At 64.8% G+C, this 24,431-nt stretch carries 26 protein-coding genes; 8 read left to right on the forward strand and 18 right to left on the reverse strand.

Features of this window, described 5'->3' with window-relative positions; genetic code table 11:
• Window positions 1-5 precede the first annotated feature (5 nt).
• From SPO_RS18405 to SPO_RS18460, 11 genes are all read right to left on the reverse strand, one after another.
• Window positions 6-449, reverse strand: a complete 444-nt coding sequence (locus tag SPO_RS18405) for a molybdenum cofactor biosynthesis protein MoaE (RefSeq protein WP_011049312.1) — start codon at window positions 447-449, stop codon at window positions 6-8.
• A gap of 5 nt (window positions 450-454) precedes the next feature.
• On the reverse strand, window positions 455-700 hold the full coding sequence (gene moaD, locus SPO_RS18410; RefSeq protein ID WP_011049313.1) for a molybdopterin converting factor subunit 1: 246 nt from the start codon (window positions 698-700) through the stop codon (window positions 455-457).
• Window positions 700-1,371, reverse strand: a complete 672-nt coding sequence (gene pgsA, locus SPO_RS18415) for a CDP-diacylglycerol--glycerol-3-phosphate 3-phosphatidyltransferase (protein WP_011049314.1) — start codon at window positions 1,369-1,371, stop codon at window positions 700-702. Before pgsA ends, moaD begins: the two co-directional genes overlap by 1 nt.
• 57 nt (window positions 1,372-1,428) lie before the next feature.
• Window positions 1,429-2,589 (reverse strand): serine hydrolase domain-containing protein, encoded by a 1,161-nt coding sequence (locus SPO_RS18420; protein ID WP_011049315.1) that lies wholly within the window; start codon window positions 2,587-2,589, stop codon window positions 1,429-1,431.
• A 51-nt stretch (window positions 2,590-2,640) separates the two neighbouring features.
• Window positions 2,641-4,512 carry an excinuclease ABC subunit UvrC gene (gene uvrC, locus SPO_RS18425; RefSeq protein ID WP_011049316.1) on the reverse strand — a complete coding sequence of 624 codons (1,872 nt, stop codon included), beginning with the start codon at window positions 4,510-4,512 and terminating at the stop codon, window positions 2,641-2,643.
• Window positions 4,513-4,802: 290 nt separating this feature from the next.
• On the reverse strand, window positions 4,803-5,582 hold the full coding sequence (locus SPO_RS18430) for an SDR family oxidoreductase (protein ID WP_011049317.1): 780 nt from the start codon (window positions 5,580-5,582) through the stop codon (window positions 4,803-4,805).
• Window positions 5,583-5,608: 26 nt separating this feature from the next.
• Entirely contained in the window at window positions 5,609-6,568 is a 960-nt protein-coding gene (locus SPO_RS18435) for a calcium/sodium antiporter (protein ID WP_011049318.1), read from the reverse strand.
• Window positions 6,569-6,736: 168 nt separating this feature from the next.
• Entirely contained in the window at window positions 6,737-7,534 is a 798-nt protein-coding gene (locus SPO_RS18445; protein ID WP_044028808.1) for a S49 family peptidase, read from the reverse strand.
• 113 nt (window positions 7,535-7,647) lie between these two features.
• On the reverse strand, window positions 7,648-8,409 hold the full coding sequence (locus SPO_RS18450) for an ABC transporter permease (RefSeq protein ID WP_011049320.1): 762 nt from the start codon (window positions 8,407-8,409) through the stop codon (window positions 7,648-7,650).
• Window positions 8,406-9,335, reverse strand: coding sequence for an ABC transporter ATP-binding protein (locus SPO_RS18455; protein ID WP_011049321.1), 930 nt, complete (start codon window positions 9,333-9,335; stop codon window positions 8,406-8,408). Before SPO_RS18455 ends, SPO_RS18450 begins: the two co-directional genes overlap by 4 nt.
• 72 nt (window positions 9,336-9,407) lie before the next feature.
• On the reverse strand, window positions 9,408-9,920 hold the full coding sequence (locus tag SPO_RS18460; protein ID WP_011049322.1) for a CoxG family protein: 513 nt from the start codon (window positions 9,918-9,920) through the stop codon (window positions 9,408-9,410).
• A 147-nt stretch (window positions 9,921-10,067) separates the two neighbouring features.
• On the opposite strand from SPO_RS18460, the gene SPO_RS18465 reads away from it, so the two are divergent.
• Window positions 10,068-11,048 carry a DMT family transporter gene (locus tag SPO_RS18465; RefSeq protein ID WP_011049323.1) on the forward strand — a complete coding sequence of 327 codons (981 nt, stop codon included), beginning with the start codon at window positions 10,068-10,070 and terminating at the stop codon, window positions 11,046-11,048.
• Window positions 11,049-11,361: 313 nt separating this feature from the next.
• Here the strand turns inward: SPO_RS18465 and SPO_RS18470 are convergent, their stop codons facing one another.
• Window positions 11,362-12,261, reverse strand: a complete 900-nt coding sequence (locus tag SPO_RS18470) for an alpha/beta fold hydrolase (RefSeq protein WP_051420403.1) — start codon at window positions 12,259-12,261, stop codon at window positions 11,362-11,364.
• 93 nt (window positions 12,262-12,354) lie between these two features.
• Here SPO_RS18470 and SPO_RS18475 point away from each other — a divergent pair, with 93 nt between their 5' ends.
• Window positions 12,355-12,795: a winged helix-turn-helix transcriptional regulator gene (locus tag SPO_RS18475; protein WP_011049325.1), complete on the forward strand. Its 441-nt coding sequence runs from the start codon at window positions 12,355-12,357 to the stop codon at window positions 12,793-12,795.
• Here the strand turns inward: SPO_RS18475 and SPO_RS18480 are convergent.
• A complete protein-coding gene (locus SPO_RS18480) occupies window positions 12,792-13,652 on the reverse strand; it encodes a crotonase/enoyl-CoA hydratase family protein (protein ID WP_044029400.1) in 861 nt (286 codons plus the stop codon). The two genes, SPO_RS18475 and SPO_RS18480, sit on opposite strands and share 4 nt — an antisense overlap.
• A 136-nt stretch (window positions 13,653-13,788) precedes the next feature.
• Here SPO_RS18480 and SPO_RS18485 point away from each other — a divergent pair, with 136 nt between their 5' ends.
• Window positions 13,789-14,883 carry a CaiB/BaiF CoA transferase family protein gene (locus SPO_RS18485; protein WP_011049327.1) on the forward strand — a complete coding sequence of 365 codons (1,095 nt, stop codon included), beginning with the start codon at window positions 13,789-13,791 and terminating at the stop codon, window positions 14,881-14,883.
• Window positions 14,884-14,947: 64 nt separating this feature from the next.
• Here SPO_RS18485 and hemE read toward each other — a convergent pair whose 3' ends face one another.
• Complete coding sequence (gene hemE, locus SPO_RS18490) at window positions 14,948-15,982, reverse strand: uroporphyrinogen decarboxylase (RefSeq protein ID WP_011049328.1); 1,035 nt, start codon at window positions 15,980-15,982, stop codon at window positions 14,948-14,950.
• Between the two features lie 106 nt (window positions 15,983-16,088).
• On the opposite strand from hemE, the gene hemC reads away from it, so the two are divergent.
• The 4 genes from hemC to SPO_RS18510 all read left to right on the forward strand — a co-directional run bounded on the left by hemC (window position 16,089) and on the right by SPO_RS18510 (window position 20,436).
• Window positions 16,089-17,048: a hydroxymethylbilane synthase gene (gene hemC / locus SPO_RS18495; protein ID WP_011049329.1), complete on the forward strand. Its 960-nt coding sequence runs from the start codon at window positions 16,089-16,091 to the stop codon at window positions 17,046-17,048.
• Between the two features lie 89 nt (window positions 17,049-17,137).
• Entirely contained in the window at window positions 17,138-18,910 is a 1,773-nt protein-coding gene (locus SPO_RS18500; RefSeq protein ID WP_011049330.1) for an adenylate/guanylate cyclase domain-containing protein, read from the forward strand.
• Window positions 18,911-18,973: 63 nt separating this feature from the next.
• Window positions 18,974-19,918 (forward strand): fatty acid desaturase family protein, encoded by a 945-nt coding sequence (locus SPO_RS18505; protein WP_011049331.1) that lies wholly within the window; start codon window positions 18,974-18,976, stop codon window positions 19,916-19,918.
• 98 nt (window positions 19,919-20,016) lie between these two features.
• The gene (locus SPO_RS18510) at window positions 20,017-20,436 is read left to right on the forward strand and encodes a hypothetical protein (RefSeq protein ID WP_044028809.1); all 420 of its coding nucleotides are present in this window, start codon (window positions 20,017-20,019) and stop codon (window positions 20,434-20,436) included.
• A gap of 89 nt (window positions 20,437-20,525) precedes the next feature.
• On the opposite strand, the gene hemF is transcribed toward SPO_RS18510, so the two are convergent.
• The 4 genes from hemF to clpS are packed head-to-tail and all read right to left on the reverse strand — an operon-like array spanning window position 20,526 to window position 23,612.
• Entirely contained in the window at window positions 20,526-21,410 is an 885-nt protein-coding gene (gene hemF / locus SPO_RS18515) for an oxygen-dependent coproporphyrinogen oxidase (protein WP_011049333.1), read from the reverse strand.
• A gap of 11 nt (window positions 21,411-21,421) precedes the next feature.
• Window positions 21,422-22,222, reverse strand: coding sequence for an SDR family NAD(P)-dependent oxidoreductase (locus SPO_RS18520; protein ID WP_011049334.1), 801 nt, complete (start codon window positions 22,220-22,222; stop codon window positions 21,422-21,424).
• Window positions 22,223-22,259: 37 nt separating this feature from the next.
• Window positions 22,260-23,225: a class I SAM-dependent methyltransferase gene (locus SPO_RS18525; protein ID WP_011049335.1), complete on the reverse strand. Its 966-nt coding sequence runs from the start codon at window positions 23,223-23,225 to the stop codon at window positions 22,260-22,262.
• A gap of 45 nt (window positions 23,226-23,270) precedes the next feature.
• Window positions 23,271-23,612: an ATP-dependent Clp protease adapter ClpS gene (gene clpS / locus SPO_RS18530; protein WP_011049336.1), complete on the reverse strand. Its 342-nt coding sequence runs from the start codon at window positions 23,610-23,612 to the stop codon at window positions 23,271-23,273.
• Between the two features lie 90 nt (window positions 23,613-23,702).
• Here clpS and SPO_RS18535 point away from each other — a divergent pair, with 90 nt between their 5' ends.
• Window positions 23,703-24,404, forward strand: a complete 702-nt coding sequence (locus SPO_RS18535; RefSeq protein ID WP_044028810.1) for an HAD family hydrolase — start codon at window positions 23,703-23,705, stop codon at window positions 24,402-24,404.
• Window positions 24,405-24,431: the final 27 nt, after the last annotated feature.

The raw sequence follows: 24,431 nt of genomic DNA on the forward strand, positions 1-24,431 counted from the left end.
CGCGCCTACCAGCGGGTCAGGGCGTCTTCGTCTTCGTCCTTGGCGGCGACCCAGCCTGCGCCAGTCCCGGTGATTTCCTTTTTCCAGAACGGCGCGCGGGATTTCAGATAGTCCATCAGGTATTCGGCGGCCTCGAACGCATCCTTGCGATGGGGGGCGGCGGTGGCGACCATCATGATCCGGTCGCCGGGCGCCAGCCGCCCGTACCGATGGATCACCAGCACATCACCCAGCGACCAGCGCTCTTGCGCCTCGGCGGCGATCCTGGCCAGCGCCTTTTCGGTCATGCCCGGATAGTGCTCGATCTCCATCACATCCAGATCGCCCTGCGCCAGATCGCGTACCACGCCGGTAAAGGTCACGATGGCGCCCATGCCGGTATCGGCGGCGGCAAAGGCGTTGGCCTCGGCGCCAAGGTCAAAAGGTTCCTGCTGGACCACCACCCGCATCGGGCTCAGCCCCCGGTCATCGGCGGAAAGAAGGCCACCTCGCGCACGCCGCTGAGCGATGCGTCGAAATCGGCCAGATCCTGATCCAGCGCCACCCGCAGGGCGCTGAGATCGGCGAAGGCCGCCTCGTAACGCGGCTCGCGCGCGCGCAGTTCCTCGACCAGCTGTGCCACGGTCTCGGCCCCGGTTTCGATCCGCTCGCGCGGGATGCCGATCCGCTCGCGGACCCAGGCGAAATAGAGCACATCCATCAGCGCGTCTCCTTCAGATGCGGCATCGACTTGCGCAGATAATCATAGCCCGTGATCAGGGTCAGACCAGCCGCGATCCACAAGAGCCACAAGCCCACCCGCCCGGACCAGATCATGCCGTCCAGCTTCCAGCGCAGACCCTGCAGATCCGCCACCTCGCCCGCCATGATCTGATCGACGATGCCCTGATCCATGCCAAACGAGGACATCACCAGATAGTGTTCGAAAATCCCCTGGCTGAACAGCACCGCGATGGCGATCATCTGGGCGGTGGTCTTCCACTTGGCCAGCTTGGTGACCTTGAGCGTTCCGGCAACATCGCCCAGAAACTCGCGCAGGCCCGAGACAAAGACCTCGCGGAACAGGATCACCGTGGCGGGCAGCACCAGCCAGGGCGTCCAGTGCTCGGTCGAGTAGCCCACCAGAATCATCAGCGCGATCACCACCATCGCCTTGTCCGCGATCGGATCCAGCATCGCGCCCATCTTGGTTTCCTGTTTCCAGGCCCTTGCCAGATAGCCGTCGAACCAGTCGGTGATCGCCGCCGAAACGAACAGGATCAGCGCGAACCAATCGGCATAGGGCCGGGTAAAATAGAGAAACATGACGGCCAGGCCGGGCGCGGCAAGCAGGCGCAGCAGAGTCAGGATATTGGGCAGGTTCCACTTCATGCGCCGGGTTTATCCTGCCCGGACCGATTGGGAAAGAGGACAGAAACAGCGCACCCCTCAGACCGCCGCGCGCAATTGCTCGATCAGGCGATAGCGCAGACCAAAGGCGCCGTCGCTGGTGGGATCCGCCTCGGAGGCCATCCAGGCCACCACCAGGTCGCGGGCCGGATCGGCAAAGACGAATTGTCCATGGATACCCATGCCGTGGATCAGCGGCTTGGCCCCGCGGTGGATATACCATTTGCTGCGATAGACCATGTCGTAATCCGGGAAACGTTCGGCGAAATCTCCCGTCGCCCAGGCCTCGTGATCACCCTGCGTGGTGATATCGTCCAGCCAGCGGGCAGGGATCACCTGGCGGCCGTCCGCGCGCGCGCCGCCCCGGCAGATCAGCTGACCCACCCGCGCCAGATCGCGGGCGGTGACGCACATGCCGCCTGCCGCGCGCGGCCCGCCAATGCGGTCAACGGTGATATAGGCCGGTTGCTCGGCACCCATGGGCCGCCAGAGATGCTCTGACATCAGGTCGGCATAGCGCCGCCCCGCCGCCCGCTCGATCACCCAGGCCAACAGGTCGGTGACCGGCGAGACATAGTGGAAGCGCCCGCCATGCGGCCCGTCATGCGCAGTCAGCGTCTGCTGGAACCCGCGCAGGTCGGGCACCGTATCGCCCGGTTCGACCACGTTCCAGTTCGCCGCCTTGCGATAGGCAATGATCGGGCCGGTGGTGGCGGTGTAATCCTCGCAAAACTCGACGCCCACCCGCATGTCGAGCGCCTGGCGCACCGTCGCGCCGGCATAGGCGGTTGCCGCCAGTTCGGGAATGTAATCGGTGATCTCCGCGGTCAGGTCCAACAGCCCCTTGTCCGCCAGAATCCCGGCCAGGAGGCCCAGCATCGACTTCGATACCGACATCAGGATATGCGGATCCTCCGCCCCCATGCCGTTGCGATAGACCTCGTGGACCACGCGGCCCTGATGCAGCACCACCAGCGCATCGGTGCAGGTGGGGGCGAGGATATCACCAAGCAGCTCATCGGAGAGCAGCGGTGCGCCCTGCTCCAGCCTCCAGACGTCACCCGGCGCGTTGGCAATCGGTGCCGAGGGAACGATTTCGCGCACATGGTGAAACGCCCAGGCCGAATAGGGCCGGGTGCGCCAGTTGGCCAATGTGGCGCGGTCAGCCTCGGCCGGCGGAAACCCCTGCATCACTGTCATCAAAAATCCTCCCTGCCGCCAAGCCAAGCGCAGAGGGCCGCAAATGGCAAGTCAGCTTTCGTGGAAGAAGTCGTAGATCTTCTGCGCCAACCCCGCAGACACGCCCTCGACCGCGGTCAGGTCCGCCAGATCGGCGCGGCTCACCGCCTTGGCGCTGCCGAAATGGGCCAGCAGCGCGCGTTTGCGGGCGGCGCCGACGCCGGGAATATCGTCGAGCGGGGTTGCGCTGACCGCCTTGGCCCGCTTGGCGCGATGGGTGCCGATGGCAAAGCGGTGCGCCTCGTCCCGCAGCCGCTGGATGAAATAGAGCACCGGGTCGTTGCGTTTCAGGGCAAAGGGGCGCTGGCCGGTGCGGTGGAACTCTTCCTTGCCGTGGTCGCGGTCGATGCCTTTGGCCACCCCGACCATCGGAATGTCCTGGACCCCGTGTGCCATCATGATCTCGTGCACCGCACTGACCTGCCCGGCGCCGCCGTCGATCAGCAACAGATCGGGCCACAGCCCCTTGTCGCGGTCCGGGTCCTCTTTCAGCAGCCTTGTAAACCGACGGGTCAGAACCTCTTTCATCATGCCGAAATCGTCGCCGGGGGTCAGGTCGTCGCCCCGGATGTTGAACTTGCGATACTGGTTCTTCAGGAACCCTTCGGGCCCCGCCACGATCATGCCGCCGACTGCATTGGTGCCCTGGATATGGCTGTTGTCATAAACCTCGATCCGCTGCGGCGGCCCGTCCAGATCGAAAGCCTCGGCCAGACCGCCCAACAGCTTGGTCTGGGTGGCGCTTTCGGACATGCGCCGGGCCAGCGACTCGCGCGCATTGCGCAGCGCGCCCGAGACCAGTTCGGCCTTTTCACCACGCTGGGGCACCAGCAGTTCCACCTTGCGCCCGGCCTTCTCGCTCAGCGCTTCGGTCATCAGGTCGGCATTCTCGATCGCGTCCGACAGGATCAGCTGCCGGGGCGGTTCCTTGTTGTCATAGAACTGACCGAGAAAGGCCTCCATCACCTCGGCTGCCGATACATCCTCGCCCACGCGGGGATAGAAATCGCGGTTACCCCAGTTCTGGTTGGCCCGGATGAAGAAGACCTGCACACAGGCCTGCCCGTTTTCCAGATGCAAGGCCACCACATCCGCCTCGGCCACGCCGCGCGGATTGATGCCCTGGGTGCCTTGCACCGTGGTCAAGGCCCGGATCCGGTCGCGCAGGGCTGCTGCACGCTCGAACTCCATCGCCTCGGACGCGGCCATCATCTGCTCGGCCAGCTCCTCTTGCACCCGGGTAGAACGCCCCGAGAGGAAGCGTTCGGCATCCTTGACGGCGGCGGCATAGTCCTGATCCGAGATCAGACCCACGCAGGGCGCCGAGCACCGCTTGATCTGGTAGAGCAGGCAGGGTCGGGTGCGGCTTTCGAACACCGCGTCAGTGCAGTTGCGCAGCAGGAACGCCTTTTGCAGCTGGTTCAGGGTGCGATTGACCGCACCGGCACTGGCGAAGGGACCGAAATAGGTGCCCTTCTCCTTCTTCGCGCCCCGGTGTTTCTTGATCTGGGCAAAGGAATGATCCTTGGCCACCAGGATATTGGGAAAGCTTTTGTCGTCCCTGAGCAGCACGTTGTATTTCGGCTTGAGCTGCTTGATCAGGTTCTGTTCCAACAGCAGCGCCTCGGTCTCGGTGCGCGTGGTCAGGAACATCATCGAAGCGGTCTCGCGGATCATCCGCTCGATCCGGGGGCTGTGGCCCGGACGGGCATAGTTCGACACCCGCGCCTTGAGGTTGCGCGCCTTGCCGACATAGAGCACCCGCGCCTGCGCATCGAGCATCCGGTAGACACCGGGCGCGCCACTCAGGTTGCGCAAATAGTCCTGAATACAGGCATAACCGGTAATCGGGGAATCGGGTTGGGACGGGTTGGTGTCTTGCATGTACCCGAGATATGATTCTCTGGCCTCGGCTGCAATCTTGTGGCGCCCGGTTCAAGAGGAAACAAATCCACGGATTATGTGGATAAGTCTGAAGACAAGTTTGAGACTGAGAAGAATTTCCCTTGTTTCGCGGGCGGTTTGCCGAGTTGCCTAAAAATTAGGCGCCAACTCAACGCATTGATATCACGAGCGATTTTTTTCAATGTGCTGCAAGTAAATGAAAACAAAGGCCTTTTTGTAACGCTTTCGTGACGTCATCCAAGCCGGTGCAAAACTTGCAGCGCAAACCTCTATTCAACGCCCAGAACGTCAGGGGTGCGCCATCCCAGATGCTGACCGCCATCCACGCAAAGCAACTGCCCGGTGACCGCAGGGGCATCAAGGAAATATCCCAAAGCGGCGGTGATATCCTGCGGGTTCGCCCCCCGCCCCGAGATGGTGCGGGCGCGCTGGTTGGCGAAGTGTTCGGGCGATTGGCGGTGGCCCTGCAACGTCGGGCCGGGGCCGATCGCATTGACCCGGATCGCCGGTGTCAGCGCCTGGGCGCTGGTCTGGGTCAGGGTCCACAGCCCGGCCTTGGCCAGCGTGTAGGTCATGAACTCCGGCGTCAGCTTGCGCACCCGCATGTCGATCATGTTGACGATCAATCCGGTCGCCACCGGCTCGCCATTGTCGTCCTGTACCGGTTCCAGCCCCTGCGCCGCCATCGCCTGCGTCAGCACAAAAGGCGCGCGCAGATTGCTTTCCATATGACGGTCCCAGCTTTGCCGGCTGGCGCTGGACAGGCTGTCATACTCGAAAATCGAGGCATTGTTGACCAGGCAGGTCACCGGCTCGCCCAGCGCCTCGCAGGCGCGCGGCAGCAGCGCCTGCATCTGACCCTCATCCAGCAGATCGGCCTGAAGCGCCACGGCGCGCCGTCCCAACCGATGAATCCGTTCCACCACATTGGCCGCGTCGGCCTCGGATCGGGCGTAATGCACCGCCACGTCATGACCGCGCCCGGCAAGATACAGCGCCATGGCTCGGCCCAGACGGATACCTGCCCCGGTGACAAGCGCCAATGCCATGACCGCTCCTCTCTGTTGCGGGTCGCCTAGATCAGGACGACAACGATATAGACGAGGTAGATACCCGTCAGGAACACCCCCCAGGTGCGGGTGATGTCCCACTTGAAGAACACGAAGGGGATCAGCAGCAGCGAGGCTGCCAGCATCACCCAGAGGTCGAAGCGCAGGAATTCAGGATCGACGGGAATGGGACCGAACATCGTGGCCACACCGATGATGGCCAGCAGGTTGAACATGTTCGACCCGATCACATTGCCCAGCGCCACATCGGCCTGACGCCTGAGCGCGGCCATCACGGTGGTGGCCAACTCGGGGAGCGAGGTGCCGACCGCCACCAGGGTCAGGCCGATCACGGTCTCGCTGACCCCATAGGTGCGCGCGATGATCGAGGCATTCTCGACCAGCAGATGCGCCCCCATCGGCAGCCCGATCAGGCCAAGCAGCAGATAGATGCCGATGCGCCACCAGGGCATGTCCGGATCGGCCTCTTCCAGCGCCTCCAGATCGTCATCGGCGCAGGGGTCGCCACAGGCCTTGCGATGGGCATGCGCCTCGCGGAAGGCATTGGCCAGGATCAGCCCGAGACCGGCCAGCAGGATCAGGCCGCTGGTGGCGGTGAAGGTGCCGCAAAAGGCCAGCCCGATGAACAGGACCGAGGCCAGGATCATCAGCACATAGTTGCGCCGCGTGTTGCATTCGCTGGTGTGCAGCGTCGCCAGCAGCGCGGGCACCCCCAGCACGAGCAGGATATTGGCGGTGTTCGAACCGACCACATTGCCCAGCGCAATGCCCGGCGCATGTTCCAGCACGGCCTTGATCGAGATCAGCAACTCGGGCGCCGAGGTGCCAAAGGCGACGATGGTCAGACTGACGATCAGCGCTGGCACCCCCAGCCTCAGGCTGAGATTGACCGCCCCCCGCACTAGCGCGTCCCCGGCCAGAAGCAGGATGACCAGCCCCAGCGCCGAAAGGATCCATGGCATCATGCGCGGCCTCCATGTCCACAGGCACAGGGGCCCTTGCCGATCTTGTAGCGCCCGCACCGCGGGCATTTGGCCGATTTCAACCGGGACGCGCCCGGAAACCGCAGGCGTCCGAACATGGCCAGAACCATCATGCCAACCAGGAACAGGGCAACGATCTTGACCAGCATCTCAGAGACCGAAACGCGCGAAGGCCGCGCGCTCCTCGATGCCTGCCAGGGCGTCCTCGGCCAGATGCACGCCGAAGCGCGACCAGAACGGACGACGGACACCGTAGCGGCGGAACCGCACCTTGTCGCCAAACCGCTCCTGCATCTTGGGTTTCAGATGGGCGATCCCGTCGATCAGCCCCAGATCGCGGGCCCGCGCGCCCAGCCAGACCTCGCCGGTGAACAGGTCCTCGGTGGCGTCCAGCCGGTCGCCCCGGCGCTCTTTCACATGAGAGATGAAATTCTGGTGGATGTCGCCCAGCAATCCCTTGAGCCGGGTCACGTCCTCTTTCTTTTCGGGGCTGAACGGGTCGAGCATGGATTTCGACTTGCCCGCGGTGTGCACCCGCCGTTCGAACCCTTGGCGCGCCAGGAACACATGCGCGCCGAAACTGGCCGAAATCACCCCGATCGAACCCAGGACCGAGCTGTCATCGGCCCAGATCTCGTCAGCGGCACAGGCCAGCCAATACCCGCCCGAGGCGGCCACATCCTCGACAAAGGCATAGACCGGCACCTTGTGCTCGGCGGCCAGTCGCCGGATGCGCGCCCCGATCAGCGAGCTTTGCACGGGCGAGCCGCCGGGCGAATTGATTTCCAGCGCCACGGCGGCAGGTTTGCCCTTGCGAAAGGCGCGCTCCAGCATGGGGGCGAGCGTGGTGTCGTTGAGCGCCCCGCGCCCGGCGAGACCAATCGCGCCGGACAGGCGAACCACGGCCACCAGCGGTGGCTTTTTCTTAAACGGAAGGGCGAGTGTCATGGCAGCCGATGTAGAGCGCGCCCTGCCGACAAACAAGACGCGTGGCATGACAGATACGCGACGGCAACATTTTTCCCACAGCGACCGGGCAAATTTGCAACGTGCTCCCCCCCTTAACTGCGGATGCGCCAGCCGGTCCGGAAGATCCACCAGATCACCGCCAGGCAAAGCCCCGTGAACCCGGCAATCGCCAACAGGCTCAGCCCGACAGGCACATCGGCCAGCCCGTAAAACGACCAGCGGAACCCCGAGATCAGGTAGACCACCGGGTTGAACAAGGTCACCGTCTGCCAGGCCGGCGGCAGCATCGAGATGCTGTAGAACGTGCCGCCCAGAAAGATCAGGGGCGTGACCACCAACTGCGGCACCAGCGACATCTGCTCAAAATTGCTGGCCCAGATGCCAACGATGAAGCCAAGCAGCGAGAAGCTGAGACAGGTCAGCACCAGGAAGGCCGCCATGGCAAAGGGATGCTCGATCCTGAGATCGACAAAGAAGCTGGCAGTGGCCAGGATCACCAGCCCCACGAACAGCGCCTTGGTCGCCGCCGCGCCGACATAGCCGATCACGATCTCAATGAAATTGACCGGCGCCGAGAGCAGTTCATAGACGGTGCCGAGGAATTTCGGGAAATAGATGCCGAAGGAGGCGTTCGAGATCGACAGCATCACTACCGACAGCATGATCAGGCCGGGCACGATGAAGGCGCCATAGGATACGCCTTCGATTTCCTGGATGCGGCTGCCGATAGCGGTGCCGAACACCACGAAATAAAGCGAGGTGCTGAGCACCGGTGAAATGAAGCTCTGCGCCAGGGTGCGAAAGAACCGGGCCATTTCGAACCGGTAGATGGCGGCGATGGCAGCCCAGTTCATTGTGTCTCTCCCTTTACGAGGGTGACGAAGATCTCCTCTAGGCTCGACTGTCGGGTAACCACGTCGCGCAGCACCAGCCCGGCCTGCGCCACATCGTTCAGCAGCGCGGTGATCCCGGTCCGGTCGGCATGGGTGTCGTAGCTATAGATCAGCACATCGCCGGCCGCGCCCAGCGACAGGTTGTGACGGGCAAGGCTGGCCGGGATCTCGGCGATGGGCCGGGTCAGCAGCACGTCCAGCTGCTTGCGCCCCATCCGCGCCATCAGTTTTGCCTTGTCCTCGACCAGCAGCAGTTCGCCCTTGTTGATGACGCCGATGCGGTCGGCGATGGCCTCGGCCTCTTCGATGTAATGGGTGGTCAGGATGATGGTGACGCCGGCGGCCTTCAGCTCGGCCACGATTTCCCACATGTCCTTACGCAGTTCCACATCGACGCCGGCGGTAGGTTCGTCCAGAAACAGCACGCGTGGGTCATGCGCCAGCGCCTTGGCGATCAGCACCCGGCGTTTCATCCCGCCCGACAGTTCCTTGATCGCGTTGCGACGCTTGTCCCAGAGCGACAGTTTTCGCAGCACCTCCTCGATGCGGCCATCATTGGCGCGCTTGCCGAACAAGCCGCGCGAGAAACGGACGGTATTCATCACCTTTTCAAAGGGTTCCAGCGCGATTTCCTGCGGCACCAGACCGATCATCCGGCGGGCGGCGCGGTAGTCGGACTGAATGTCATGCCCGCCCACGGTGACGCTGCCCGAGGTCGGCGTGGTGATGCCGCAGACGGTCGAGATCAGCGTGGTCTTGCCAGCGCCATTGGGGCCGAGCAGCGCCAGGATTTCGCCCTCGCGAATGTCGAGCGAGACGCCTTTAAGCGCCTCGAACCCGTCGGCATAGGATTTCCGCAAGTCCCGGATCGAAAGAATGGTCGTCATGTATTGGTCCCGTTCTTGCGGGAACCCTACAATCTGCCGCATCCCGGGAACAGAGCGAATATGCGACCCCGCTCAGCCTCGCCCGAACCAGGTCTTGCGGGGCGGGGCGGCCTCTTCGGCCCCTTGCGGGTCCTCCTCGGCCTGGACCGTGAACTGCGCTTGCAGATTGTCAAAGAACTGATCCGCCATCTTGCGGGCAAACCCGTCGATGATGCGGCTGCCAAGCTGCGCCAGCTTGCCGCCCACCCGCGCCTCGGCCCGGTAGGACAGCAGCGTCCCGCCCGCATCATCGGGGGCAAGGCGGACCTCGGCGCCGCCCTTGGCGAACCCCGCCGCGCCCCCCTTGCCCTCGCCCGCGAGGGTCAGCCCGGCGCCGGGCACGAGATCCGAGAGGGTGACGGTGCCCCGGAACGTCGCCTTCACCGGCCCGACCTTTTGCACCACCACCGCCTCGAACCCGTCATTGGCTGTGCCGGTCACCTCTTGCGCGCCGGGCACGCAGGCGCACAGAACCGCCGGATCAAGCAGCGCGGCATAGACCGTTGCCGGATCGGCCGGGATTGCGCGGGTATCTTGCATCTGCATGGGGTGCCTCCGTTCTGCGTGCCGGGCCAGTGCTAACGCCCGGCCCGGCATGCGGCAACCAGAGGGGCTATCGAAAATGGGCATGGCGCACCGGTCAATCCGTGATAGCCAGAGACGGGGCGCGCGGGCCCGGACAGGATCCACGATATGACCGACACGGCACATCACCGGCCCGGCGCCGGCATCGCCTTTATCATGGCCGGAATGCTCGCCATTTCGCTCAACGACATGCTGGTCAAGCAGCTGTCGGGTTCCTATCCGTTGCATCAGATCGTCTTTACCCGCTCGGCGGTCGGGATCGTGCTGTCGCTTGGGCTGGTCTGGGCCGAGGGCGGGTGGCGGATCCTGAAAACCAAACATCCCTTCCTGCACGCATTGCGCGGCCTGCTGGTGGTGATCTCGAACATGAGCTTTTTCGCCGCGCTGGCAGTGGCGCCGCTGGCGGATGTGACGGCGCTGTTCTTTGCTGCGCCGCTGTTCATCACGCTGCTGTCGGTTCCGATCCTCAAGGAACGTGTCGGCCCGCTGCGGCTGGGCGCGGTGCTGGTCGGCTTTTCCGGCGTGATCCTGATGCAGCGCCCCTGGCAAGGAGCCGAAAGCCTCGAGGCAAGCCGGTTGGTCCTGCTGCTGCCGGTGCTGTCGGCGCTGACCTATGCGCTGCTGCAACTGATGACCCGCAAACTGGGAGTGACCAGCAAGGCCTCTGCCCTGTCGGTCTATATCCAGCTGATGTTCATCCTGGTCGGCGCATTGTTCTATCTGGTCGCGGGCGATGGCCGGTTCGTTGACGAAAGCTCGGACCCCAGCCTGATCTTTCTGCTGCGCGCCTGGACCTGGCCCAGCGGGCAGGACTGGCTGTTCCTGACCGGGCTGGGCCTGAACTCGGCGATCATCGGCTATTGCCTGGCGCAGGCCTATCGCCAGGCCGACGCGGCAACGGTGGCGCCCTTCGAATATGTCGGTCTGCCGCTGGCGGTGTTCTGGGGCTGGATGATCTGGGGCGACCTGCCGGATTGGGAGGTCTGGGCCGGCATGACGCTGATCGCCGGATCGGGTCTGTTCGTGTTCCTGCGCGAACGGGCAAAGGCGCGCGTGGTCGCGCGGTCCGAGGTCAAGGGGCGTTACTAGAACGCGCCCATGCATTCGCGCCTGTCCATAACGCTCGGCCCTGAGTGCGCCGGTTCCAGAGAGAGGCCGACGTGGTTTTGGCGCTGCCGTGATGCGGTCCACAGGCGCAGGCAATACCCGGGTGATATGGCCGCCACGCAACTGCGCGGTCGACCCTGACAGATCAACTGGCCGGTTTATTCAGCACCAGCCACGCCCCGTCGATCAACCTGGCGTTTTCGCGGCCACGAACATTGCCCGATCCAGCATGACAAGATGACCTTTGGCAGGGCAGACCTGTCGACAGTTTGAACCTGTTTAGCGCCCCCTCCGTTCAGCTGCTTTCGTGCCCGCTCATAGGTCCGGCGAAAAAGCGAACCGTCCGCTCCAGCGCATCGGGATCACGGAGTATCCTTGCATGCCCCAAACCCTCGGTCGTGATCAGGCGGGCGCCGGGCCAGTGGCGCACCAGCGTGGCACCGTCTGAAAAGGGAACCATCCTATCGTAGCGATCATGAAACACCAGCAGGCGCCGGGTCATGGTGCGGGCAATGTCGCGGCCGCGCAGCGCCTCCATCGGAACGCCCAGCCGGGTTTCCAGGCGGTGTTGCGTCCGGCCCGCCACCCGTGTCGAAAACCCTAAAAACCGCGCAAGCCGCAACAGCTGGTCGGCCATGTCCTCGAGAGGCGCGAAATAGACGAGGCGGTCGATTTCGGCGCCCGCGCCCATAGCGACGGTGGCTGCTGCGGCGCCGACCGAATGCGCCACGGCTCCGGCCAAGGGGCCGAGGTGAGCCGCGATCTGCAAGACGACCTGCGCATATTCGGGCAGCGAGAACCGTCTGCCTGGGGCTGCGCCATGTCCGGGCGCGTCAAAGGCGACAACGCTGAAGCCGGCCGCCACCAGAGGGGCGGTAAAACCCGCCATCTGACTGCCGCGTCCGCTCATGCCGTGGATCAAGAGCACCGTCGGCCCGCTCCCCCAGCGATAGAGCGGAATGCGCAAACCACCAGCCAGTTCAAGATGATCGGTTCGCGCACCCACCATCCAATCCCGTTCACGCGCGGGAACCGAATACCGGCGCGGCGTTGTGAAAATGCGCTCGAGAAGCCCCGCCGACAGGTCCGGGGCCCCGCGCGACGCGATGGCAGCGGCCGCCCTTGTCAACCGTATCGTCAGCGGTTCGGCCTGGGTGGGCTGATCAAGCGGGCCGGACGGATCTGCAATCGACATTCCCGATTCTCCCATTAAGTTCCAAAACAGAACTCACTATGCCCAATTAAGTTCCTATTTGGAACCCACAAGTTTCGTGTTACGTCTATGAGCATGAAGTGGAGCGATCTCGATCACGATTCCTGCCCTGTCGCCCGCGCCATGTCGGTGGTGGGTGACCGTTGGACCCTGCTCATCCTGCGCGAGGCGTTTCTGGGCACCCGCCGGTTCGACGGGTTTCAGGACCGCCTCGGCATCACCCGCCATCTTCTGGCGGAACGGCTCAAAAAGCTTGAGGCTTTGGGCCTGATGCACCGCACTCCTTATCAGGAGCGGCCCTTGCGGCACGATTACCGGCTGACCCCGGCGGGACGTGCCTTTGGCCCTGTCATGCTGATGCTGGTCGATTGGGCGACCGAGAACCTGCCCAGCGACCTGCCACCGCCGGTTCGGGTCGTCTCGCAGGCGGACGGGCACGAGGTCGACCCGGTTGTGGTCGACCGCGCCACCGGCACGCCGCTCACCTACGAGACAATGCGGCTCCGGCGAACCTAGCGGTTGCCTTTCGGGATCTCCGCGTTTGCGGTCCAGTCCCAGGTGCCCTGGTCGCGCTCGTCCACCGCCTGTTTCCAGCCGACTGCTTCGGCGCGTTCCTTGAAATGGATGCCTTCGGGGCTGTGCCGGGTGATACCGTCAAAGATCGTCGCCAGCCGCTGCGTCTGCATCAGCCCGGTCTGCTCGATCGCCTGGTTGATCACCAGTTTCTGCATCGCCAGCTGGTTGATCGGCACCGTCGCCATACGCGCGGCCAGTTCCTCGACCCGGTCATCCAGATGCTCCGCCGGCACCGCCTCCAGCACCAGCCCCATATCCGCCGCCTGACGCCCGGTGATCTTGTCGCCGGTGAACAGCATCCGCTTGGCCCGTTCGGCGCCCAGGCGATAGACCCACATCGCCGTTGTCGGACAGCCCCAGACCCGCGAGGGCATGTACCCGATCTGTGCATCTTCGGCCATGATCGTCATATCGGCACACAGCGCGATATCCGACCCGCCCGCCACCGCGAAGCCGTGCACCTTGCACACCACCGGCTTCGCCGCCCGCCAGAGCGACATGAAGTGTTGGGTATTGGCCCACATGAACCGGTAATCCTTGATCGGGTCCCAGGGCATCGGCTGGGTCACCTCACCCGCCCCGTTGCCCTCGGCGTAATAGGTCAGGTCATAGCCCGCGCAGAACGCGCGCCCCGCCCCTGACAGCACCATCACATGCACGCCCGGATCCGCATCCGCCTGCGCCACGGCTGCGGCCAGCGCGCCGGGCAGTTCGTCATTGATGGCGTTCATCACCTCGGGCCGGTTCAGCGTGATCCGGGCGATACGCCCGTCCTTTTCATAGGCAACAACGGACATGTCTTCCTCCCTGACTGCGCCCCAGCAGAGCATGCAGGGCAGCGTGGACAAAATACAACGCCACGTCATGCGGCACCGCCGCGCTTGATTTCGGCACGCGGGGCCGGGAACCTGCCGCTAAGAGAAGGAGAGCATCATGCTGAACGGCACCCGCATCATCGAGATCGAAGGGCTGGGCCCCGGACCCTTTGCCGCCATGCTGCTGGCGGATCTGGGCGCCGATGTGATCACCGTTCACCGCAAGGGCGGCGCGGTGACACCCGGCATGCCGGAACGCTCGCTTCTGGATCGCGGCAAACGCTCGATCGCGCTTGACCTCAAGGATGCCGCCGATATCGCCACCGCCCGCGCCCTGATCGCCAGCGCCGATGCGCTGATCGAAGGCTTCCGCCCCGGCGTGATGGAGAAGCTTGGCCTTGGTCCGGCGGATTGCCATGCGCTGAACCCGGCGCTGGTTTATGGCCGGATGACCGGCTGGGGTCAGGATGGGCCGCTGTCCCATGCCGCTGGGCATGACCTCAACTATATCTCGCTCTCGGGCGCGCTCTGGTACGGCTCGGCCCCCGGCGACGCACCACAGACGCCCGCGACGCTGGTGGGCGATATCGGTGGCGGCGCCATGTATCTGGTCACCGGTCTGCTCGCCGGCCTGCTGAACGCCCGCGCCACCGGGCAAGGCACCGTGGTCGATGCGGCCATCTACGATGGCTCGGCCCATATGATGAACCTGCTGATGAGCCTCGGCCAGACCGGCAGCCTGTCCGAAACACGCGGGCACAGCCTGCTTGACGGCCCGCATTGGAGCCGCACCTATGCCTGCGCCGATGGCGGCCATGTCACCGTGCAATGCCTGGAGCCCAAGTTCTACGCGCTCTTCCTCGACCGGCTTGGACTGTCGGATGACCCCGAGTTCCAGCAGCAGTTCGCGCCGAAACTCTGGCCCACGCTCACGACCCGCCTCGCGGCGCTGTTCGCGACACAGCCGCGCGACCATTGGGCCGATCTCTTCCTAGGTACTGACGCCTGTGTCGCGCCCGTCCTCAGCCCGCACGAGGCCCAGCACCACCCGATGAACGCCGCCCGCCGCACCTGGTGTGAGATTGACGGCGCGCTCCAGGCCGCGCCTGCCCCGCGCTTCGCAGGCCGCGACTGGCGACCAAAACCCAGCCCTGCGCGCGGCGAAAACACGGCCGAGATCCTTGCCGAACTGGCAAAAGCCGCCAAACCCTGATCTGCTTCTTTCTGGTCCGAAATACTCCGGGGAGCGCGAGGGGCAGCGCCCCTCGCTCCCGCGCTCAACCCTTGCGCACCGTGTCGATCATCAGCTGCACGTTCTCCGGGTCCGCATCCGGCGTGATGCCGTGGCCCAGGTTGAAGATATGCGGCCCCTTGGAAAACGCCTCGACAATGCGCCGCGTCTCATCCACCAGCGCCTGACCGCCGGTCACCATATGCGACGAGGCCAGGTTGCCCTGCACGCAGCCGTCCACCTGCACATGCGCCGCCGCCCAGTCCGGCGTCACCGAATTGTCGAGCGCCACGCAATCAACGCCGGTGGCCTTGGCAAAGCCGACATAGCCCTGACCCGCCTCGCGCGGAAATCCAATGACCGGGATACCGGGATGGCGCGCCTTCAGCGCCTGGGTAATCTCGCGGCAGGGTTCCAGCGCATATTTGGTGAAGGCCTCGCCTTTCAGCGACCCGGCCCAGCTGTCGAATATCTTGACCACCTCGGCCCCCGCCTCGATCTGGGCGCTCAAATACTCGATGGTGGCCGCCGTCAGTCGCGCAATCAGCGCGTCAAACAGCGCCGGATTGCCCTCGCGCAGCGCATGCGCCGGACCCTGATCGGGGGTGCCGCGCCCGGCGATCATATAGGTGGCCACGGTCCAGGGCGCCCCGGCAAAGCCGATCAGCGCCGTCTCCGACGGCAATTCGCGGGTCAGGATGCGCACCGTCTCATAGATCGGCGACAGCGTCTCGTGGATTGCGTCGACCGGCTTCAGCCGGTCGAAATCCGCCTGCGCCCCGATGGTCGACAGACGCGGCCCCTCGCCGGTCTCGAACCACAGATCGGCGCCCAGCGCCTGCGGCACCAACAGGATATCTGCAAACAGGATCGCCGCGTCGAACCCATAGCGGCGGATCGGTTGCAACGTCACCTCGGCGGCCAGCTCGGGATTATAGCACAGCGACAGGAAATCGCCCGCCTGCGCACGGGTGGCCCGGTATTCCGGCAGGTACCGTCCGGCCTGCCGCATCATCCAGATCGGCGGGGTGTCCAGCACCTCGCCCGCCAGCACCCGCAGCAGTTTCTTTGTCTCGGCCATATCCGCCCCCATCCTTCGCTTTGCGCCACGGGTCCGCCTTCGGCGGCAATTTGTCAAGCGCAGCCCCCATTGTCAGGGCAATGTGACGCGACTAAAGCTGACGTCCATGAAAATCGCACTCCCCTCTCCCGCATCGCCGCTGAAGATCGGCACCCGTGGCTCGCCGCTGGCGCTTGCGCAGGCGTATGAGACCCGCCATCGCCTGGGTGCCGCCTTCGACCTGCCCGAGGACGCGTTCGAGATCGTGGTGATCTCGACCACCGGCGACAACCGCGCGATGATCGAGGCCGACCGCCCGCTGAAAGAGATCGGCAACAAGGGCCTCTTCACCAAGGAGATCGAAGAGGCGATGCTGCGCGGCGATATCGACATCGCAGTGCATTCGACCAAGGACATGCCGGTGGAACAGCCCGCCGGTCTGGTGCTCGACACCTTCCTGCCGCGCGAGGATGTGCGCGACGCCTTCATCTCGCCCGGCCATTCGGCGATCCGCGACCTGCCGCTGGGGGCCGTGGTCGGCACCTCGTCGCTGCGCCGCAAGGCGCAGCTGCTCAATCGTCGGCCCGACCTCAAGGTTGTCGAGTTCCGCGGCAATGTGCAGACACGCCTGCGCAAACTGTCCGAGGGCGTGGCCGAATGCACCTTCCTTGCCATGGCAGGCATCCGACGGTTGAACATGGCCGAGGTGCCCGCCACCGCGATCTCGCCCGACGACATGCTGCCCGCCATCGCACAGGGCGCCATCGGGATCGAACGGCGCATGGACGATACCCGCGCCGCCGAGATGCTGACCGCCATCCACCATGGCGAAACCGGTCAGCGGCTGGCCGCCGAACGGGCGCTGCTCGCTGCACTCGACGGATCCTGCGAGACCCCCATCGCCGGTCTGGCCGAGCTGGACGGCACCACCCTGCGCCTGCGCGGCGAGGTGCTGCGCCCCGACGGGTCCGAAGCGATCACGCTTGACCGCAGCGGCGACGTGGCCGACGGCCCGGCGCTGGGCACCGAAATGGCGCGCGAGCTGCTGGCACAGGCGGGGCCCGGCTTCTTCGACTGGCGCGGCTGACCACCCGCGCGGCCTTTGCCGCTTTGTCATCGCCGGTTCCCGGGGCATAGTAGGCGGGGCGCATCGCTGCGCCCGCCCGGAGACCTTGCATGGAACGCCGCCTGACCACCATCCTCGCCGCCGACTTGTCGGGTTATTCGCGCCTGATGGCTGCGGATGAGGAAGGCACGGTCACTCGCCTGCGCCACCTCTTTGCCGACATCGTCCGGCCCGACCTGTCCCGCGAGGGCGGGCGGCTGATCAAGACCATGGGCGACGGTATGCTGGTCGAGTTCGCCTCTCCCGTCGCCGCCCTGCGGTCGGCTGTCGCCATCCTGCAACAGGTGGCACGCGACCAGGTAGAAACCGCCCCCGATACCCGGATGTTGTTCCGGGTCGGTATCCACCTGGGCGACGTGATCAGCGATGGCGACGATATCCTCGGCGACGCGGTCAACATCGCCGCCCGGCTGGAAAGCCTGGCCACTCCCGGCGGCATCTGCATCTCCCGCAGTGTCCATGACCAGGTGCGCGGCAAGGTCGACGCCGAACTGATCGAACTGGGCCCGCAGCCGGTCAAGAACATCCCCGACCCGGTCGAGGTTTGGCGTGTAGGCGCAGAAGGCATCGCCTGCGCCGCGGAGAAACCCGCGGTGCGCGCCGAACTGCCCGCCGTAGTCATCCTGCCCTTTGACAACATGTCGGCCGACCCGGAACAGGATTTCCTGGCCGACGGCATTGTCGAGGACGTGACCACCGAACTCAGCCGCTTCCGCACCCTGACCGTGATCGCCCGCAACTCTGCCTTTGCCTACAAGGGCAGCCACAAGGACGTGCGCCAGATCGCCGAGGAACTGGGGGTGCGCTATGTGGTCGAGGGTTCCGTCCGACGCGCAGGCGACCGGCTGCGCGCCACCGCGCAGCTGATCGACGCCCGCACCGGTGCCCATGTCTGGGCCGATCGCTGGGACCGGACCATGGCCGATCTGTTCGATCTGCAAGACGAGCTGACCGCCGCCATCTTGTCCGGGGTGGAGCCGGAACTGGGCGCGCACGAACGCAACCTTGCGCGCCGCAAACCCACCGACAGCCTGACCGCCTGGGAGATGTGCCAAAAGGGCTATTCCGAATTCACCCGCTACACCGACGAGGGTTATTCGCAGGCACATGCCTACTACACCCGCGCGATTGCCGCCGATCCGGATTTCGCCTTGCCGCACGCGCTGCTGGCGCGCCTCGCCTGGGTGAAGGTCATTACCGGGCGGACGCGCGACCCGGCCGCCGAAATCTCGACTGGGCTAGACCATGCTGCGCAAGCCATCGAGCGCGACGATCGCCTTGAAATCGGTTATGTCGCGCTGGGCGTCCTGCTGGCCATAACCGGGCGGGAACAGGATGCCGCCGACGCGCTGGACAAGGCCGAGGCACTCAATCCCAACAACGCGGTGCTGCATTTCGGTCGCTGCCACGCCTGCCTGTTCATGCAAAGGCTCGATTGCGACCGGCTGGAACGGGCCGCCCGCACCGCGCTGCGTCTGAACCCCAAGGACCCGATGGCCTGGGGCTTCTGGTTCCAGCTTGGCAACGCCTTCACCTTTCGCGACATCGACGCCGCCGAACCCGAGGCGCTGGCCGCCTATGAAACCGCCTGCCGGTTCGCAAACGCGGATTACTTCGTCTTCATGGCCACCGCGCTGAAACACGCCAAGCTTGGCAACCGGGACAAGGCCGCGCATTACCTTGCTCAAGCGCGCGAAAGATACCCGGCCCTGACGGCTGAATTCTGGCGCCGCGCCTTCCGCTTTCCGATCTGGTCGCGCTGGGTTGCGGCCGACGAACCCAATATCCAGCTCCTGATTGATCTCGGCCTGCCCCAGAAATGACGTTGCGCTCTGTTTGACAGCTGCCCACCGGACCTGAGACGCTTTTTCCAGGGAGGACGCAACATGACACCAGGCAAAGCCTATCTCGGCACCGAAGAAATCCGACCATTGGCGGAACGTTCTGATGCCATGGGCCTCTGGCTGGTGGCGCATTGTTGGGGCACCATCGCGCTGGCGGTGGCGCTCTTTGGTCTCTGGCCCAACCCGCTGACCTTTGCCTTGGCAGTGGTCGTGATCGGCTCGCGCCAGCTGGGCCTTGCCATCCTGATGCACGAGGCGGCGCATAACGCGCTGTTCCGCAACCGGCGGCTCAACGACATTGTGGGCGAATGGCTCTGCGGCCGCCCGATCCTGGCGGAACTGGCCGCCTATCGCCATTATCACCTGACCCACCACCGCTTTACCCAGACCGACAAGGACCCCGACCTTGTGCTGTCGTCGAAGTTTCCCACTTCACACGCCTCGATGCAGCGCAAATTCGCCCGCGACCTGACCGGGCGCACCGGGATCAAGCAGCTTATCGGCCAGATCATGATGTCCTTCCGCCTCGCTGGCGATGACGAGGCGATCAAGGCTGCGGCTTCGGATTTCGCACAAAGCTTTAAGGCGCCGCAGCTGTGGAAATCGCTGCCGGTCTTCGTCGGCATTGCGCTCTTGATCAGCCTCGCGGGCGACTGGTGGTGGGGGCTCGCATTCTGGATCCTGCCCTATCTTACCTGGTTCCAGTTCGTGCTGCGCATCCGCAACATCGCCGAACATGGCGCCACCGAACAATCCGAGGATCCGTTCCAGAACGTGCGCACCACCTATGCCGGTCCGATCGCACGGCTGCTGGTGGCGCCCTATTGGGTGAACTACCACCTGGAACACCACATGATCATGCATGTGCCCTGCTATAACCTGCCCCGAATGCACGCGCTTTTGCTGGACAAGGGGTTGGGTGGCCGGATGAAGACCGCACCCAGCTATGGCGCCGCCCTGCGCGAGGCCGGGTGGCGCAGCGCCTGACGGCACGCCCCAGACCACGCCCCAGGGCACGCATTGGCGCGCGCTGCGAATCCCTCTATCCTGCAAGGGCCAACCCATTGTCGCGCAGGAGTAATATCATGACACGGCGCAGGACAGGCTGGACCCTCGTCACCGCGGCGCTGTTGCTGCCCGGCATGGCGATGGGGTTTCAGGCCTTCAACCGGTTTGAGGTCTATCCCGTCAGCAAGGGCGTGTTCGAAGTGGTCAACCGGCACGGCTCGGCGCCCAAGGATTTCTGGTGCGGCGCCGGCGACTATGCCATTCGCGTGCTGCGCACCAGCGCCACCCAGCGGATTTACCTGGTCCGCCCGGTGGGCCCCGCGGCCACCGTCAAGGGGCGCAAGGGTGTGCAATTCTCGCTGCAACCGCCCGAGGGGGCCGATACCACACCGGGCTATTCGGTCAGCGTCAAGAAGGTCGGCGACAATATGAACGCCTCGCTGGCGCAGAACTATTGCTATGACCGGCTGACCGACGATTTCTGGCTGCGCCCCTGACGGCCCGGAAACCGGTCGGCCCTTTCATTTCGCTGAAAATACTCCGGGCGAGTCATCGCAGATGACGGGGGCAGCGCCCCCCGCCCCGATCAGATCCATTTCGCCAGCGGCGGCAGGCTCATCAGCACCGCGTTGGCATCGTGACCTGTCTCTAGCCCGAATTTGGTGCCCCGGTCATAGACGAGGTTGTATTCGGCATAGAGCCCGCGATGCACCAGCTGTGCCTCTTTCTCGGCCTCGTCGAAAGGCTGTACCCGGCGGCGTTCCACCAACGACAGATAGGCCGGCAGAAAGGCGCGCCCGATATCCTGGGTCAGCGCGAAATCCGCCTGCCAGTCGCCAGTGCAGAGATCATCCATGAAGATGCCGCCGACGCCGCGCGCCCGCTTGCGGTGCGGGATATAGAAATACTCGTCCGCCCAGGCCTTCAGACGCGGGTAATGCTCGCTCCCATGCGGATCCAGATGCGCCCTTTGCGTGGCGTGGAAATGCGCCGTGTCCTCGGCGTATTCGATACAGGGGTTCAGGTCCGAACCGCCCCCGAACCACCAGGCATGTGGAGTCCAGAACATCCGCGTGTTCATATGCACCGCCGGCACATGCGGGTTCTGCATATGTGCCACCAGGCTGATGCCCGAGGCCCAGAAGCGCGGATCGTCCGCCATCCCGGGAATGCCCTTGCGCGCGGCCATCGCCGCCTGCGCCCGCTCGCCCAGCGTGCCATAGACGGTCGAGATGTTCACGCCGACCTTTTCGAACACGCGCCCGCCGCGCATCACGCTCATCAGCCCGCCGCCCGCGTCCGAACCGTCGTCGGATTGCCGCGTGGTCTCGGTCACTTCGAACCGGCCCGGCGCCATCTCGCTGAACGGCCCCTCGGCATGGCTGTCCTCCAGCCCCTCGAAGGCGGCGACGATCTGGTCGCGCAAGTCGCGGAACCAGGCAGAGGCGGTGGATTTCTCGGTCTCGAACATCGGATCTTCCTTCAATGCGCAGGTGCTGCCACCGGGTCCAGCAGGGTGCGACCACCATCGACCGTCAGGATCTGCCCGGTCATGAAGCTCGACGCATCCGAGGCCAGATATTGCGCGGTCAGCACCAGCTCGTTCGCGGCGGCAACCCGGCCCAGCGGCGTGTGCCGCTCGATATCCTGGCGGAATTCGCGATTGTCCTTCAGGGCCGCCTGCAGCGAGGCGCTCATCACCGAGCCGATGGCGATGGCATTGACCCGGATCCGTTGTGGCGCCAACGCCACCGCCATGGCCCGGGTCATCTGATCCAGCGCCGCCGTCGACACCGAATAGGCCAGCAGGTCGGGATGTGTGCGCCGCGCCGCGACCGAGGTCAGGTTGATGATCGCACCCGCCTGCCCCTCGCCGTTTTCGCCGGCCTGCTTGATCATCCGCTTGGCTACCGCCTGGCTGAGGCGATAGGCCGGGAACAGGTTCTGGTTCAGGGCAACGCGCACAGAATCGTCCTCGGTATCCAGCGGATCGGTCGGGATCACCTGCCGCGCGCCATTCACCAGAATGTCGATCTGGTCGAACGCATCGATCGTGGCGGACAGCAGGTTGGCAACGGTCAGCCGCTCGCGCAGGTCACCGGCGAAATAGCGGATATTGCCATCCTCGGCCAGGTCGCCCAGCTGCTCTTCCAGCCCTTTTTCATCCATGTCCGCGAACATGACATTGGCCCCGGCCGAGGCGAATTGGCGCGCGATGGCAAGGCCGATACCATTGGCCGCGCCGGTGACGATGGCGGTCTTGCCTGCGATGGAAAAGGACATGAGCTTTCTCCTGACTTTGGGCGCAACTTAGCCGGGTTCAGCGCCGGGGGCGAGAGGCGTGAAAGACCTTGAACCGGTTGTCGCCCGCAACCTCGGCCACCTGCTGAAACCGCTCGTTCAACGCCGCCTCGTAGGGCAGGTGCCGGTTGGCCACCATCCACAACTGCCCCGACCCGGTCAGATTGCGCGCCGCTGCGGTGATAAAGCCTTGCCCCAACGCCGGTTCGGCGGCACGCCCAGTGTGAAAGGGCGGGTTCATCACCACGCAATCCAGCCGCTCGGGCGCCTGCCAGCTCAGCACGTCGGCCCAGTGAAAGCTGGCGCGCGGATCGTCGATATTGGCGCGCGCGCAGTCCAGCGCGGCATGGTCGGCCTCGACCAGATGCAGCGCACGCACGCCCTCGCGCGACAGGATCCCCGCAGACAGATACCCCCAGCCCGCGCCCAGATCGGCGATCACCTTGCCGGGCTTCTGCGGCAGCGCCTCCAGCAGCAGGGCCGAGGCGGGGTCGACCCCATCGGCGGAGAACACGCCGGGTGCGGTGCGAAACCCCGCAACCTGCTGATCGGCGGGCGGGACCCAGTCGGAAAAATCCGCCGCCTCAGCGTGGAACCAGAAGATCTTGCCATGTGCCTTGGACAAAGGCCCCTCGACCGCGACCCGCTTGCGGATGTCCTTGAGCAGGCTGTCGACCCCGTCGGTCTTGGCCCCGTCCACCACCACCCGCCCGGAGGCGCGGCGGCAGGCCTCGGCCACCATCGCGCGCGCCTGCGCCTTGGCGCGCGGCAGGATCACCACCGCATCGGCGCAGGGCGCATCCGATTGCGCCACGGTATGAAAGCCGCGCGCGGCGAAATGGTCGTGCCAGGGGCGATAGGGTTGCACCACCTCGGTATCGGGCGGCAGCGCCGAGAGGTCGTGATCGGGCGTCGGACCCAGCACCGATAAAGGCGCGCTCAGGTCCAGCCCCGAGGCCAGCGCAAGCTCAAGACGCGAAGACATGTTCGGATATCCGTTCCGGGACCTTGCGGCGCAAATGGCGCGGCATCAGTCCTCTTTTTCCATGGTGCATTGCAGCGGATGCTGATGACGGCGGGCGAAATCCATCACCAGGCTGACCTTGGTCTCTGCAATCTCGTGGCTGAAGACACCGACCACCGCGACCCCCTTCTTGTGCACGGTCAGCATGATCTCGAACGCCTGCGCGTGGTTCATGCCAAAGAACCGTTCCAGCACATGCACGACAAATTCCATCGGCGTGTAATCGTCGTTCAGCAACAGCACCTTGTACAGCGGCGGGCGCTTGGTCCTGGGGCGCGTCTGCAACAGGACCGAGGCATCATTGTCCTGGTCATGCTTGTCCGACATCATGTGCAATTGTGCAGTCATGGGGTGCGCGTATCCGATTCCGGGTTCGGTTTGGTCGCAAGCTTATATAACCTTAGCGCAGAAATGGAAAAGAGAAAGCAAACGCGACAGATGGTGCAAAATCTGACCACTGTCGGCTTTGATGCCGATGACACGCTCTGGCATAACGAGCGGTTCTTTCAGATGACGCAGGACCATTTCGCCGGGCTGCTGGCCGATTTCGCCGAAGCCGACCACCTGATGGAGCGGCTGTTGGCCGCCGAACGGCGTAACATCCGCCACTATGGCTACGGGGTCAAAGGCTTCACGCTGTCGATGATCGAAACCGCGATCGAGGTGACCGAGGACCGGGTGCCCGCGGCCGTGATCCGGCAGCTGATCGAGGCCGGGCAAGAGATGCTGGCCCACCCGATCGAGCTGTTGCCGCATGCCCGCGCCGCGGTCGAGGCAGTGGCGCAGACCCATCGCGTGCTGCTGATCACCAAGGGCGATCTGATCGACCAGGAACGCAAACTGGCGCAATCAGGGCTGGGCGACTTGTTCCATGGGGTCGAAATCGTCTCTGAAAAGACGGCCCAGACCTATGAGACCGTCTTCGAGCGTCATGGCGAGGGGGCCGGGCGGGCGATGATGGTGGGCAACTCCATGCGCTCGGATGTGCTGGCGCCGATCCTCGCCGGGGCCTGGGGCGTTTACGTGCCGCACGGGCTGGAATGGGAGATCGAAAAGGCCGATCCGCCCGAAGACCGGACCCGGTTTCACAGCCTGCCGGACCTTGGCGCCCTGGCCGATCTGGTCGGGCAGCTGGGTTGAGCCTGAATCGCGCCCGGCGTGATCTGT

Source organism: Ruegeria pomeroyi DSS-3 (assembly GCF_000011965.2).
Classification (GTDB): Bacteria; Pseudomonadota; Alphaproteobacteria; order Rhodobacterales; family Rhodobacteraceae; genus Ruegeria_B; species Ruegeria_B pomeroyi.